Below are 14,140 nucleotides of genomic sequence, written 5' to 3'. Positions count from 1 at the left end.
GGTTATTACAAGTCGTTTGTGGGGGGAAAAGAGTCGTTTGTGGGGACACAAACAACGGATAAAGAAATCTATCTGCTGGGCATCAGTTTTTCGGGCAAAACCAAGCAAGTAGCCGAGTGGAAGATGGAAAAGGTGTAATTTCATTCATAAAAAATTTCAACCGATGTCAAGCTGGACATTGCAACATAAAAAGGCGCTTGTTACGGGCGGCACAAAAGGCATTGGCAAAGCCGTTGTGGAAGAATTTTTGCAATTAGGCGCTGACGTGCTATTCACTGCCCGCAATGCAGATGAGGTTGCAGCAATGGAAACAGAATGGACTGTGCGCTACCCGAACGCGCAAATCAAAGGCATTGCTGCCGATGTAAGCAGCGCAGATGACCGCCAAAGAGTGCATGACTGGCTGGTTGCAAACTGGCAAAAATTAGAAGTACTGGTCAACAATGCAGGCATCAATATTCGCAAAAAAACGCCGGAATATAGCTGCGAAGAATACGAAAAAATACTGTCTGTCAATATGTTAGCGCCTTTTGAATGGGCGCGGCTACTCTATCCCCTGCTCAAACTATCGGGAAAGGCAGCTATTATCAACATCGCTTCCGTTGCAGGCAGCAATTTGGATATTGGCACGGGGTCGCCTTATGCTATGTCTAAAGCAGCGCTGATCCAAATGACGCGCAGCCTTGCCGTAGAGTGGGCAAAGGAAGGCATTCGCGCCAATGTAGTATCCCCTTGGTACACGGTTACTCCGCTGGCTGCGCCTGTGTTGCAAAACGAGGCGCGCATAGCACATATCCTGAGCCGTACTCCGATGGGGCGCGTAGCACAACCCGAAGAAATGGCTGCTGCCGTTGCCTTTCTGGCGATGGACAAATCCTCCTATATCACAGGGCAGAATATTATTGCCGATGGCGGGCTGAGTATCAGCGGGCTGTAAAATATTGGCAACAAGTTTGCCGTTTATTCAGTAAAACCAAAATTATTGCCATGCGATTGTTTGCTTGTTTACTGATTTGTTGCTTTTCAGGCTTTTTTTTCAATGGTTTTGCCCAGCGCAAAATGCCCAAAGATGCCGGAACACTGCCCTCGGGCGTGAACCGTGGACAAGGGCCAAGCAATCAGGTCAGGCGCGATGGACCGGTGATGCCTGAGGTAAAAAAACCTTTGGATAGTGCAGCACTGGCAGCTGCCGCGGCAGGTATCACTATTCAGCCTACCTTTGAAAAACGCGACTCCGCTTTTATTAGTGGCATTGGACGCAATCTGATCATTATTCGCCAGCAGAATCTGGAAGGCATCGCCAACGATACGGGTAAAGTATTGCTTACCCCTGCCTACGACCGCATCAGTTTTTTCAATAACAAAGACTCTACCTGTACGCGCTGGGAAGGTATTTTAAAAGTGGAAAAAGGCGGTGCGGTCGGGCTTATTCACTACAGCGGAAAACCGATCACCATACTTGACTATCAGGATATTAGCCTGCTTCCTGCCAGTTGTTCAGGCACACATCCGGCTTCTATGGTCGCCAAGGTCAAGCAATTAGGCAAGTTCGGGCTGATTAACGGCAAAGGTGAGGTACTCATCCGCCCCAGTTACGACGACATTATCCTGCTTACCGATGAGCAAGGCAAAACAACTACTCCCGAGATTGTGCTGGTGCGTCGCCAAGGCAAATATGGCATGATGGAACTCCGCAACGGACTCGTACTGAAAACAGAGTTTGAGCGCATTGAATTTTTGCAATATTTGGAAAAAGAAATCAAAGGAAAAACCGAAAGAGATTTGCTGCTGCGCATGAAATTAGGCGGAAAATGGGCATTTCTGAACCTGACTACCAAATTCCAGAGCAATCCGGAGTGGGATGAACTGTTGCCTTTTGGTAGTGGCTGGGCAGCTGTCCGCAAAGGCAACCAGTGGGGCTTTATCAACGAAGAAGGTAAAAATAAAATTAACTGCCAGTATGATACTACTGTAGGCTTCAGGCAGGGTGGTGCGCCTGTATATAAAAATGGCAAGTGGCTGCTCATTAACAGTGATCGCAAGGAGTTATGTACCCCTTGCGATCATATGGAGTTTGTAGTACAGCCTACCAACAAGCGCCGCCAGAGCGAATATGTACTCTCGCTTGTCAAGATAGAACGAAGCGGTAAAATTGGCATCATTGATACAAAAGGGCGCGAAATTTTACCGTGTGAATACAAAACGATAGAGTTTGTAGAGCGTGCAGGAGGTTTTAAAGTCATCAAAGATGGTGGTGAGGAACAATTTGTAGCACTCCCCGATCTACCTGCCGCCAACAAGAAATAATATACATCAGTTACCTGCCCTGTCTGCTTCCTGAATTAATCGCACTATATCTTCCTGACTTTTAGCGAGGTTCAGATTATTTGCCTTCACAAAGTTTTTGAGTTTACCATCCTCGTCGTTCAATGCTTTTAGAATCGCTTTTTCATTGGTTTTTAACTTCGTCCATGCGGATGATTCTTTGGCAACTAAGTAGTAGGTTGTTGCGGTTAGGAACTCGTCGTAGTAGCGACCTGCACTGTAAGCCCCCTTGTAGTCTGCCTGCAAGATGGTTTTTTTGTAATGTGCCAGTAGGTTATACTGCTTTCCTTCGTACAATACGTGGAAAAATCCTGTCAGCTTAGTTTCCGGATTAGTCAACTTGCGGAAAAACATTTGCTGCCCTTTGTCATCAACCAACATAAACTGTTTAACAGCATCCTTATCCACGATAATTGAGTCGCCTGTATCGCGCTTGCGCACAATGATCTGGTCGCTGTAAGTGTTCAGTTTTAAGTCTATCTCTGAGTACTTGGTGCCGTTTTTGAACAGAAGATCGCCTTTCACCCATGACTCTAAGAGATAGGGGCTATTCAGAAATCCTTTGTAGCGCGTATCAAAAGACAGAACAACGTTACTGCCTCCAAGAGCAGGGCTGCCTAGTGCATCCAGATTTTGCTGGGCATTAATCCCGCTTGGAGGCGTAGTGTTAGTAGTAGAGGGCTGCTGTGCATCAACTGAAGCAGATATACCCATGCCCAGCAGCCAGAAGAATAGCTTCGTTTGCATATTTATTTGACCCGATCAATTAATTCTTGCAGGTAGGCTTCCAGCTCCTCTTCAGGATTTTGCTTCAAGCCCTTCTCGGCGAAAGCCTTTGCATTCGTTTTATCACCGGATTGCTCCAGTACAAAAGCGTGTACATAGTAGGCTATCGCATCTTCCCCCATTTTGAGTGCCTTAGCAGACCACTCGCGGGCTTTGGCTAAAGGATTAGCTTCTTTGCTGCGAGAAGCCAGTTCCATCGAACGACGCATCAGTTCGTCTCTGTCTTCGCTGTTGTATTGATCCATCCAATCTATCAGCGACTTGACATAAGCTGCCTCGTTCTCAGTGCCCTGATAGTAGAACATATCAATAATTCCTTCGTAGAAACCCGCCTGACGCGCTTCCGGATTGGTAGCCTGCATCAAATTAACATACATATGCTTTACCTGATCGGCTTTACCTATATTCTGCTGTTGTACTGCAGCGGTCAATACAGCATCCATATGTTGAACCACAAACGCTTCAAGCCCCTTGCCGTACTTTTCTGAAAATAACTTGGCATTATCTAACACATACTTAAATTCGCGGCTGTCGCTATCGGTAACAAATCTTTGAATAATTGTCCAATTATCCTCTTCCTGAAGTTGTTGCTCGGTAAGTTTTGACAAATAAGCAGTAGCAACTGCTTTGCTTTCTGCATCTCCACCGTTGGTTCGCGCCAGCGCCAGCAGATAGTTTCGGGCAGCAAGGACATCATCAGGGTTGGCCTCGTACATGGCTTTCAAGGCAGGAATTTCCTTGGCGGCAATCTGACCGTTGATTACTTTTTTTCCGAATGCAATAAACTCGGCTTTGTCCAAAGCGCCAATATTCTTATTGATGATTTTACCATCAGCACTGAAATAGTATAGCGAAGGATAGGCTTCGATTTGTGATGCACGTACCAGCTCCGGCTCTTCCTTCTCCGCATCAATCTTGACAGAAATAAAGTTCTTGTTGTAATAGTCTGCTACTTGAGCGTCGGTAAATACGGTTTTTGCCATGAACTTGCACGGGCCACACCATTCGGCATAGAAATCAACAAAGATAGGTTTGTCTTCGGCTTTTGCTTTGGCAAGTATTTCCTGCCATTTTCCTTTGGTGAAAGCAATGCCTTGTGCAAATGAGGTTACTTGAAGCAGTACAGCACTAATAAATAGAATGCCGTTTTTCAAAAAAGACTTCATAATTGATTTTTTTGTGTTTGATGAGTGGGCATGCCAAATGCATCTAACCCCGTAACTAATTTAGTTACAATTCCCGTACTAAATCCATAATTGTGGCAAAAAAACTAAAAAGCCACCTATATGAGGCGGCTTTTTAGCTGTCAAATTGTGTGTCGGATTAGTTTCCGCCCAAAGATGGGGTATCTCTTTCGGCAATTTGAAGCATGGCAGCGTACTGCTCGGGTGTCAAATCGTTAGCGAAATAAGCAATCGGGTTTACTTTTTGACCTTTCTTAATTACTTCGTAGTGCAGGTGTGGCGAAACAGAGGTACCTGTACTGCCCACCTTACCGATAATCTGTCCGCGCTTCACCTTTTGCCCAACTTTTACCGAATAAGCGGAGAGATGTGCGTACTTGGTAACATAACCGTATCCATGGTCTATTTCGATACATTTACCATAGCCGCCGTCGTAATCTGCCATGCGCACCTTGCCATCGCCCGTTGCATACACTGGCGTACCGGTAGGCGCTGAAAAATCGCATCCACTGTGAAATTTGTAAACCTTGTAAATAGGATGCATCCGCATGCCATAGCCTGAAATAAACATAGCACCATCTTTTTCGGCTACCGGACGAATGGCAGGCATGGCTGCTATACGTTCTTCGCGTTCTTTGTACAACTTGTTCAGCTCGTCGTACGACTTGGATTGTACATAGGCTTGCCTTCTGAGCTGATCCAATTTTCGGAAATTAGCAACAATTAGTTCCTCGCGTTTCAAACCTTCTGCAAATAACTCCTTGTATCTTTCTGTACCCCCGATACCGCCGTTGCGGATTTCATCTGGAATAGGGTCTGCCTCGAGAATCATTCTGTATATTTTGTCATCCCGTTCGCGCAGCGATGCCAACATGTTAGCAGTTTGTTGCATATCGCGGGCAAGAATCTCGTATTTGAGAAGGAGTTCCTCATTTTCTTGTCGGAGGGCTGCCTCTGTAGTGGATGGGAAGTAATAAGAAAATAACTTTAATAGCGCGAAACCCATGAATGCGGCGAGAAAAATAAAGCCAAAGAAATTGATGAGGATTTCCGAAGTTGATCTTTTAATCTCTTCATACTTACACGTTTCCGTGTCGTAGTAGTACTTGATCTTTGCCATTTAGCAAAAGGTTTAGTTCAACATTAATCCAAACAGGGTGCAAGTAAGTAACTTCTCCCCTGAATCTGAAATTTTTAACAAGTTTTTAATAGTCGTATTGCGCAAATATAAAGTTTCCGATAAAAATTTGTGTGCCTCTTCTATTTTTATTCAGAACAAATCTTGCTAACATTAACACCTCAGAAGCACAGCACATATGGACAACCGCATAGATAACCCCACCGATATTCGACAAGGCGAAGAACTGAATATCAGCAACTTAGCCGCTTTTTTACGGCAACACTTTCCCGATTGGCAGGGTGAAGTAACCGTAGCGCAGTTTCCTGCGGGCTTTTCTAATCTGACTTATTTTGTACAAGTAGGGGACAAGGAGCTTGTGCTGCGCCGTCCGCCATTTGGTGCCAACATTAAATCGGCGCATGATATGCGGCGCGAATACGGCATCTTGAAATCGCTGGAGCCTGTCTATTCAAAAATTCCTAAGCCGCTGATTTACACTGATGACGCTTCGGTTATCGGAGCAGAGTTTTACGTGATGGAGCGCGTGAAAGGGCTGATTTTGCGCAACCGCCCGCCTCAAGGCATGGAATTGACGGCGGAGAAAATGCGGGCTATTTCAAAGGCAACCATAGAGAATCTGGCAGATTTGCACGCCATTGATATTTATGCAACGGATTTAATCCGATTGGGAAAGCCCGAAGGCTACGTGCAACGGCAGGTGGAGGGCTGGATTAGCCGCTATGAAAAATCCGCTACTGACGATGTGCTGACCATGAACAAGGCGGCGTACTGGCTGCGCAACAACCTGCCCGCCGAAAACAGTCCTTCGCTAATTCACAATGACTATAAATACGACAACTTGGTGCTGAACCCTGACAACCTATCGGAAATTATCGCCGTTTTGGACTGGGAAATGGCCACTGTTGGCGACCCGTTGATGGATCTGGGTACAACGCTGGGCTACTGGGCAGATGCCGACAGCCCCAAAATGCTCCAAGCCTTTTCGCTCACGGCCTTCCCCGGCAATATGAACCGCGAAGAAGCAGCACAGTGCTATGCCGAAGCAAGCGGCAGAAACCTTGACAATATCCTGTTTTACTACGTGTTTGGTTGCTACAAAATCGGGGTGATTGTGCAGCAGATTTATGCCCGTTACAAAAAAGGCTTCACACAAGACCCGCGCTTTGCCAATCTTATTCACTTGGTTCATGCCTGCGGCGAAAGTGCAACAAAAGCAATTCAATTTGGCAGAATCAGCAACTGGAGGTAGCCGATGCCCACGTTCACCGACCAAATGGGGCGGCAGGTAACAATACCCGCGCCGCCTCAGCGCATTGTTTCCTTAGTTCCTTCCCAAACCGAACTGCTGTTTGATTTGGGCTTGCGCGACCGCATTGTAGGCGTTACCAAGTTCTGCATTCATCCTGCCGAAGCGGTAAAAGGCAAAACCATCATTGGCGGAACAAAAAATTTTCGCTTAGAGGTAATTCATCGTTTGCAGCCCGATTTAATCGTTGGCAACAAAGAGGAAAATTACAAGGAAGGCATAGAAGAACTATCGCAACACTACCCCGTCTGGATGAGCGACATCTGTACCTTAGCCGATTCGCTGGCGATGATTCGCGCCATCGGTGAACTGACGCAAACCGAAGCCAAAGCAGAAGCGATTGCGCAGGAAATTGAAAATAGTTTTGCAGCACTGGCGGCTTACCAAACGGCAAAGCGCGCGCTGTACATCATCTGGCGCAAGCCATGGATGGCAGCGGGCAGCCAAACATTCATTAATGAAATGCTGCAACGCGGTGGCTGGCAAAATGCCGTTACGGCAAGTCGCTACCCCGAATTGAGCGAGGCGGACATCCGCGCGCTTGCCCCCGACTTGGTTTTTCTTTCTTCCGAACCCTTTCCTTTTCGCGAAAAGCACATAGCTGAATTGCGGCAAATGTTGCCCGATGCGCAGATTTTATTGGTAGATGGCGAAATGTTTTCGTGGTATGGCAGCCGTTTGCGGCATAGCGCAGCTTATTTGGCAAGATTGAGGAATCTAAAAGCGTTCGTTTAATTCTAAAAAGGTTCAATCGCAAAGGCTACAAGCGCCCAATTTTCCGGAAAGAATCTGTAAAATTGATGTAGTCGTGCGGTTGCGAATCATTCAAAATATTGCAATAGTCAAATCCAAACGTGAACTCCACACTCCTACACCCCCATATCGCCCGTTGGTTTGCCGCTAAGAATTGGCGGATACAGCCCTTTCAGCAGGAATGTATGCAGGCATTTTTGGAAGGGAAATCGGGCTTGCTCAATGCCCCTACGGGAAGCGGCAAAACTTATGCGCTGTGGCTGCCTTGCCTTGCCGATTATCTGCAAAGGGGCGGCGCAACGGGGGCAACCGCCAAGCCGCCCGGACGTTTGCAGGCGCTATGGATTACCCCGCTGCGGGCGCTTTCCAAAGATTTGCAAGCGGCGCTGCAACGCGCTTGCGATGAAATGGAAATTCCGTGGCGAGTGGCGCTGCGAACGGGCGATACTTCTGCCGCAGAGCGCCAGAAACAGCGCAAGAACGCGCCGGAATGTATGGTTACCACACCCGAAAGTCTGCATCTGTTTTTTGCGACCAAAGACCACGCGGCGTTTTTCAGCGACCTGAAAGCTATCGTCGTAGATGAGTGGCACGAACTGATGGGAACAAAGCGCGGCGTACAAATGGAATTGGCGATTGCGCATTTATTGCGCCTGCAACCCAAAGCGCGGGTATGGGGCATTTCGGCAACGATTGGCAACCTGCAAGAGGCGGCGGATGTGCTCACCTTTCCGCTTCGGCGACAAGCGGCTGATTTTCAGCCTTGTATCATCAAAGCAAATATTGAAAAAGCGATTCAGGTGATTTCTATCCTGCCCGATATTGTGGAAAAATTCCCTTGGGCGGGGCATTTGGGCATCAATCTGTTGTACAAGGTTTTACCGATTATTGAGCAAAGCAAAACCACGCTTTTGTTTACCAATACGCGCAGCCAGACCGAAATATGGTATCAGAAATTGTTGGAAGCCGCGCCCGAATTGGCGGGACTGATTGCAATGCATCACGGTTCGTTAGACAATGAAATCCGCACGTGGGTAGAGGAAGCCTTGCACGCCGAAAAACTTAAAGTCGTGGTTTGTACGTCCAGTTTGGATTTGGGGGTAGATTTCCGCCCTGTGGATACCGTCATTCAGATTGGCAGCCCCAAAGGCGCGGGCAGGTTTATCCAACGGGCAGGCAGAAGCGGACACCGCCCGGGTGAGGCAAGCCGCATCTATTTCTTACCTACGCATTCATTGGAACTGATAGAAGGCAGTGCGCTGCGTCATGCGGTTAGGTACCATGTGATAGAAGAACGCCCGCCGCTGCAAAACTGCTACGATGTGCTGATTCAGTACATGGTTACGCTTGCCGTATCGGACGGATTCATGCCCGATGAACTGTTTGACGAAGTTACGGCTACCCATGCCTTTCACCAACTAACAACCAATGAATGGGCTTGGGCGCTGTCTTTCATTACCACAGGCGGCGCAGGTTTGGCGCAGTACGATGAGTTTCAGAAAGTGGAAGCCGATGCGCAGGGCTTGTACAAGGTGCGCAGCCGCCGCATTGCGATGTTGCACCGTCTCAGCATCGGCGCTATCGTCAGCGACCCTGTCATCAAAGTGAAGTACGTCAGCGGCGGGTTCATCGGAACAGTGGAAGAGTCCTTCATTTCGCGGCTGAAAGAAGGCGATACCTTTTGGTTTGCAGGCAGAAGCCTTGCGTTTGTGCGCCTGAAAGACATGGTGGCGCAAGTGCGCAACAGCAAGAAAAAGTCGGGACAAATGCCGCGATGGGGTGGGGGGCGCGCGCCGCTCTCTTCGCTGCTCTCGGGGCTGCTGCGCGAAAAAATGCAGGGTTGGGAACAAAGCCGCGAAATAGAAATGCAAACCATTCGCCCTATACTGGAATTGCAGCAGCGCTGGTCGCTGGTGCCGCGATTGGATGAGTTATTGATTGAATACCTGCAAACACAGGAGGGTTACCATCTGTTTGTGTACCCGTTTGAGGGGCGTTGGGTACACGAAGTATTGGCGGCGGTAGTCGCCTATCGGCTCATGGTGCGGCAGCCCATCACTTTTTCCATTGCCATGAACGACTACGGTTTTGAACTGCTTTCCGACCAACCCATACCGATTGAAGAGGCGCTGGCAGAGGATTTATTCAGCGCTGAGAATCTGCAAGAAGACATTCAGGCAAGCATGAACCAAACTGAGATGGCGCGACGCAAATTCCGCGACATTGGGGTCATCAGCGGGCTTATTTTTCAGGGCTATCCGGGCAGGAATGTTACGTTCAAGCATTTACAGGCATCATCTAAACTGCTGTTTGATGTGCTGGAAGCATACGACCCCGACAACTTGCTGGTACAACAGGCTTACAACGAAGTAGTGAACATCCAGTTAGACTTTAAGCGATTGGAAGGGGCTTTGCAACGCATCGGGCATCAAAAAATTGCATTGAAACGCCCAAAAAATCCTACGCCGTTTGCTTTCCCTATTTTAGTGGACAGGCTTCGCGAACAAATGTCATCGGAAACGCTGGAAGAACGAATTGGCAGAATGACGCTGCGTCTGGAAGATATTGCTTCGGGATTTTAACCGAAAAACTCCTTTTCTTCGATGATGATGTAATTGTTCAGGTACTCCGACCACTGTGGTAAGCGTCGGGAAAGGTTTTGCTTAGCATCTGCTAAGGCAGTTTCTCGATTATCACCGAATCCTACGCCACTACCCGATAAACGCTTTCCGCCTGCAGAGGCAGTTTCGCCACTAATCACGACCATATATCTTTTGGCAGACTTGATAACCTTATCATTAGGTTTCATAAAATAGATGTAATATTTAGAACGCATATTACAAATATATAAAAAAACGGATTCCTGAAATAATTCTGTTTTTTTTATTTGATGAACCTAATCAAGTAAAAAATTGAACAAATACCGCATTATATTACAAATAAGCTATTTATATATGTGTGTAACTTTTTTATGCTGAATTTAAAAATCAGCACCTAATTATTCCCTTAGCTGCATCTATATGCACATGAGCGCCTATCGGAAGAATAACCTTTTCCTGAATGTGTCCAAACTGAGCACCGGCAAATGCAGGAATACGTAATGGCAGAAGATACTCTGTCAGTATATCATCTAATGGTCGGCTGTAAGCGCCTTTACCTTCCGGACAATTCGTGAAGTTGCCAAGCACAATACCGGCAATCTGATCTAAGATTCCGGCCAGTTTCAATTGACAAAAAAGCCGATCAATTCGGTAGGTAGCTTCTCCAACATCTTCTAAAAATAAGATGGCATCCTTCCAGTCAGGCAGGTAGTTACTGCCAATGAGTGAACACAAAACAGTCAGATTGCCGCCCAGCAGTTTACCTGAGGCTCTACCCGATTGGATAACCCAGAGTTGTTGGTCGGATTGGATCATATGGCTGTTGTGTAGTATGACTGCGCCCGTATCTTGCGTTTGTATCGGACTACATAACAGTGTCTTGAAACGTTCTAAGGTGAGGGTGCCGCCCAAGTCACGGGCAACTGCCCCGTGCCAAGTGATCAATCCTGTCTTAGCATGCACGGCGAGCAACAGCGTGGTAATGTCGCTGTAGCCCATTAGTATTTTAGGATTAGCAGCAATCAGCTCGAAGTTGATATGTGGTAGCAAACGCGCTGCACCCCAACCGCCGCGAAAAGCAATGACTGCCTTCACTTCGGGATCAGCAAACATTGCATGTAAGTCTGCGAGTCGCTGCTCGTCTGTGCCTGCCAGATAGCCCCATTTTGCCTGCCAATAGCGACCGCATCGCACGCGAAAACCAAGGGACTGTAGCAGATGTATCGCCTGTAAGTAAGGCGCTTCTTCGTAAAGTGAGCCGGATGGACTAATCAGCCCAATAGTATCACCGGGCTGTAAGGACGCAGGAAACATTTACGTTAGATGCGAATACCAATGACTGTAATGTCATCGCGCTGTTCTGCACCGTTCATGTGTGCATCTAAACTCGCTTCTATGAGGCTTTTTTGCTGATCTGCCGGCTTGGTCGCGTAGTACTCCAGCATTTCACGAAGGGCTTTGGTAGTAAACTTTTGCTTATCGGGATTATTCTGATCGGCAAAGCCATCAGTGAACATATAAATCATATCACCTCTATCCAGTATGAGTTCGTAACGGTTGTAGCTGTAGTCTTTGCGTTGTGGCCCGCCCAACGATGCGCGATCGCCTTTAAGATCGTGCAGTTTGTGTTCTTTTGCAGTAAAGAAATACAACGGACGACGCGCGCCTGCATAAACGATGCGCATTTTACCACTATCCATCCGCTCCAGCATGGTGAGGCAAACATCCATGCCATCGTCGTTCACTTTCTCGTTTTGCTTGAGAATACTACGGATTTTGCGATCCATCATTTCAATGATCATCGCAGGATCGTGGATTTTGCGCAGGCTGACAATTTCATTAAGCAACTGATTGGCGATCAAGGTCATAAAGCCACCCGGCACGCCATGACCGGTACAGTCGATGGTAGCAAAGAATACCTTATTACCGGAGTATGACAATGACGATGTGGCTGGGGCGTTGTCATCACCATCGCTTTTGAGTTTGTCGAGCCAGTAGAAATCGCCAGAAACCATGTCTTTTGGACGATAAATCACAAAGTATTCGCCGAAGGTTTCCTTCATTTGCGCAGGACTTGGCAACATTGCCTGCTGGATCGTTTGTGCATATCGGATGCTGTCTGTTATGTCCTTATTTCTGCGACGAATAATCTCGTAAGCATTTGCGTTGTCCAGTGCAATAGAAATATACGAAGCCAGTGTACCGAGTACTTTCAAGTCAATGTCGGTATAGGCGTTATTTTTCATGCTTTGTACCGTAATGACACCGATCGCCTTGTTGTCGCGTACTAATGGCAGGTACAAGAGGGATTTCGGCATGTCTGCCGTAACGGTAAAGTTATTGGTATTCAAATACTTGGCATAGTCTACCGCAAGGTTGTTAATCACTACTTCTTTTCTGTTTTTCAGACACCAGACCGAAAAGTTATTGTTACTGCTCATGGACTCGACATGGTATGACTGCTGTTTGCCATTTGCCATAAAGTCCATGAACTCTATTTTTTGCTCTGCTTCATTGAAAATACCCACACCAAATACAGAAGCATCCAGTAAAGAGATCACATTGGTATTGATAGTGGAAATCAGGGTTTTAAAGTCTAACGTAGCTGTAATTTTTTGCCCGATGGTGCTCAGAGTTTTGATATTGTTGTATGCTTGTGTGATTTCATCGCGTTGCCTTTCAATCTCTTGCTTTTGCTGGTTGATTTTGCGCAATGCCTGATAACCAAATATGATAGCCAGCAACAGGATAAATGCCACAAAAGCAACGACGTATAAAATCTGAATCGTAATTTGTTTCTGCGTTTCAACAGTTGTGATGCGGTCGTCTTTCTCAAGGATGGTTGACTTCAGTCGCTCAATGAGTTCCTGCGATTTCTGCTGGGCATTTTCATACGCAACATCGTTTTCTATGAGTGCTAATTCAAGATTTTTAAGGTATTTCTTCAGGTTTTCGCGCTGTACGGGCGATATATCGGGCTGGTTGTTTAGTTTTTCTGCTACCCGCTCCATTTCTTGGCGAATCTGGTTGCTTTTTTCGGAAAGTATTTGCTTGCGCATCTCCAGCTCGTTAATGATGCCGTAGAAGTCGTTGCGATAGTCTATCACCATAGAGTCTATGCTTTCGCGCATAGGAATAATAGGCGTACTGCCTTCAGATTTAACGACAATGAACACGTAATTACCTTGTGTATCAAAGTCAAATTTGGCAATTTCGTAGCCCTCTACACTGAACTTGCTGACATCTATATATGCCGATTTGATAACAAATTTGCCTTCGCTGTCAGTTGTATAAGTTGTTCCATCTACTTCTAATTTCAGGTTAGGTATCGGCAGGTAACTCTCGTCGTACACAGTAACGCTGATAATATTTTTTTTGCTTTCTTCGGTATCTTTATTAGCGGCAACAGGGGCGGGTTTTGGAACACGGAGGATAACAAATCCTGCATTTTGGAATACAGTAATTCTGTCCGGTGCAATTCTGTTGCCTGCTACACTAAACGAAATTTCTTTGGTGAGCGGAACATCTTCAGGCAATTGGGTAAAAAAGAAACCTTTGGAATCGGTAGCTACCGATTCGGACTTGTCGTTGGCTTTTATCATCACTTCAGTTGCAGGCTGCGGATTGCCGTCGGCAGAAATCACCTGTCCCTGAAAAAAGCCCGGTGCATCCTGCATCTGGATTCTAAATTCGCGCACGTTGGCAAGGTAGCGTACATCTTTCAGGCGCATATGTCTGCGCAATACGCGCACGTCTTTTGGCTGTTGGTCAATCGCTTTGGAAAGCGTAATAGAAAAATAGCCGTTGGCATCGGTATCGGTGAAAGCGCTGCTTTCTACAGAGACTTTTGCACCCGATACGGGCTTGCCCTGCGTGTCAAGTACTTTGCCTGTAATGGTGAAGTCCTGCTGTGCGAAGAGTGATCCTGCTATCAGTAGCCATAGGGATGAAAAAAGGATGCTTAACTTGAAGCCAAATTGCTGCATATAGAAAATGTATGAAGCCCTGTAAAGTACGTCTGTAAAGTTAGCGTTATGCGGCATAA

General features: G+C 46.8%; 11 protein-coding genes. 5 read left to right on the top strand and 6 right to left on the bottom strand.

Annotation, left to right across the window (positions count from 1 at the left end; translation table 11 throughout):
* The first annotated feature begins 163 nt into the window (after window positions 1-163).
* Window positions 164-937, top strand: a complete 774-nt coding sequence (locus ACWIP2_RS07485; protein ID WP_448519295.1) for an SDR family oxidoreductase — start codon at window positions 164-166, stop codon at window positions 935-937.
* 50 nt (window positions 938-987) lie between these two features.
* The gene (locus tag ACWIP2_RS07480; RefSeq protein ID WP_448519294.1) at window positions 988-2,307 is read left to right on the top strand and encodes a WG repeat-containing protein; all 1,320 of its coding nucleotides are present in this window, start codon (window positions 988-990) and stop codon (window positions 2,305-2,307) included.
* A gap of 6 nt (window positions 2,308-2,313) precedes the next feature.
* Here the strand turns inward: ACWIP2_RS07480 and ACWIP2_RS07475 are convergent, their stop codons facing one another.
* From ACWIP2_RS07475 to ACWIP2_RS07465, 3 genes are all read right to left on the bottom strand, one after another.
* The gene (locus tag ACWIP2_RS07475) at window positions 2,314-3,072 is read right to left on the bottom strand and encodes a hypothetical protein (protein WP_448519293.1); all 759 of its coding nucleotides are present in this window, start codon (window positions 3,070-3,072) and stop codon (window positions 2,314-2,316) included.
* A 2-nt stretch (window positions 3,073-3,074) separates the two neighbouring features.
* On the bottom strand, window positions 3,075-4,277 hold the full coding sequence (locus ACWIP2_RS07470) for a thioredoxin family protein (RefSeq protein ID WP_448519292.1): 1,203 nt from the start codon (window positions 4,275-4,277) through the stop codon (window positions 3,075-3,077).
* A 157-nt stretch (window positions 4,278-4,434) separates the two neighbouring features.
* Window positions 4,435-5,415 carry a M23 family metallopeptidase gene (locus ACWIP2_RS07465; protein ID WP_448519291.1) on the bottom strand — a complete coding sequence of 327 codons (981 nt, stop codon included), beginning with the start codon at window positions 5,413-5,415 and terminating at the stop codon, window positions 4,435-4,437.
* 196 nt (window positions 5,416-5,611) lie between these two features.
* Here ACWIP2_RS07465 and ACWIP2_RS07460 point away from each other — a divergent pair, with 196 nt between their 5' ends.
* The 3 genes from ACWIP2_RS07460 (at window position 5,612) to ACWIP2_RS07450 (ending at window position 10,077) form a co-directional block, all read left to right on the top strand.
* Window positions 5,612-6,685 carry a phosphotransferase family protein gene (locus ACWIP2_RS07460; RefSeq protein WP_448519290.1) on the top strand — a complete coding sequence of 358 codons (1,074 nt, stop codon included), beginning with the start codon at window positions 5,612-5,614 and terminating at the stop codon, window positions 6,683-6,685.
* Between the two features lie 3 nt (window positions 6,686-6,688).
* Window positions 6,689-7,477 carry an ABC transporter substrate-binding protein gene (locus tag ACWIP2_RS07455; protein ID WP_448519289.1) on the top strand — a complete coding sequence of 263 codons (789 nt, stop codon included), beginning with the start codon at window positions 6,689-6,691 and terminating at the stop codon, window positions 7,475-7,477.
* A gap of 119 nt (window positions 7,478-7,596) precedes the next feature.
* Window positions 7,597-10,077 (top strand): ligase-associated DNA damage response DEXH box helicase, encoded by a 2,481-nt coding sequence (locus ACWIP2_RS07450; RefSeq protein ID WP_448519288.1) that lies wholly within the window; start codon window positions 7,597-7,599, stop codon window positions 10,075-10,077.
* On the opposite strand, the gene ACWIP2_RS07445 is transcribed toward ACWIP2_RS07450, so the two are convergent.
* From ACWIP2_RS07445 to ACWIP2_RS07435, 3 genes are all read right to left on the bottom strand, one after another.
* Complete coding sequence (locus ACWIP2_RS07445) at window positions 10,074-10,304, bottom strand: hypothetical protein (protein ID WP_448519287.1); 231 nt, start codon at window positions 10,302-10,304, stop codon at window positions 10,074-10,076. The genes ACWIP2_RS07450 and ACWIP2_RS07445 overlap by 4 nt on opposite strands.
* A 178-nt stretch (window positions 10,305-10,482) precedes the next feature.
* Complete coding sequence (locus tag ACWIP2_RS07440) at window positions 10,483-11,409, bottom strand: S66 peptidase family protein (RefSeq protein WP_448519286.1); 927 nt, start codon at window positions 11,407-11,409, stop codon at window positions 10,483-10,485.
* Window positions 11,410-11,414: 5 nt separating this feature from the next.
* Entirely contained in the window at window positions 11,415-14,138 is a 2,724-nt protein-coding gene (locus tag ACWIP2_RS07435) for a SpoIIE family protein phosphatase (protein WP_448519285.1), read from the bottom strand.
* Between the last annotated feature and the right edge of the window lie 2 nt (window positions 14,139-14,140).

Source organism: Rhodoflexus sp. (genome assembly GCF_053489755.1).
The sequence above is the reverse complement of the archived record's forward strand: the minus strand, read 5'-3'. Positions and strand labels throughout refer to the sequence as shown.

Coding starts and splice junctions, on each gene's coding strand:
- ACWIP2_RS07485 (WP_448519295.1), top strand. CDS start 164: ATGTCAAGCTGGACATTGCAACATAAAAAGGCGCTTGTTACGGGCGGC.
- ACWIP2_RS07480 (WP_448519294.1), top strand. CDS start 988: ATGCGATTGTTTGCTTGTTTACTGATTTGTTGCTTTTCAGGCTTTTTT.
- ACWIP2_RS07475 (WP_448519293.1), bottom strand. CDS start 3,072: ATGCAAACGAAGCTATTCTTCTGGCTGCTGGGCATGGGTATATCTGCT.
- ACWIP2_RS07470 (WP_448519292.1), bottom strand. CDS start 4,277: ATGAAGTCTTTTTTGAAAAACGGCATTCTATTTATTAGTGCTGTACTG.
- ACWIP2_RS07465 (WP_448519291.1), bottom strand. CDS start 5,415: ATGGCAAAGATCAAGTACTACTACGACACGGAAACGTGTAAGTATGAA.
- ACWIP2_RS07460 (WP_448519290.1), top strand. CDS start 5,612: ATGGACAACCGCATAGATAACCCCACCGATATTCGACAAGGCGAAGAA.
- ACWIP2_RS07455 (WP_448519289.1), top strand. CDS start 6,689: ATGCCCACGTTCACCGACCAAATGGGGCGGCAGGTAACAATACCCGCG.
- ACWIP2_RS07445 (WP_448519287.1), bottom strand. CDS start 10,304: ATGAAACCTAATGATAAGGTTATCAAGTCTGCCAAAAGATATATGGTC.
- ACWIP2_RS07440 (WP_448519286.1), bottom strand. CDS start 11,409: ATGTTTCCTGCGTCCTTACAGCCCGGTGATACTATTGGGCTGATTAGT.
- ACWIP2_RS07435 (WP_448519285.1), bottom strand. CDS start 14,138: ATGCCGCATAACGCTAACTTTACAGACGTACTTTACAGGGCTTCATAC.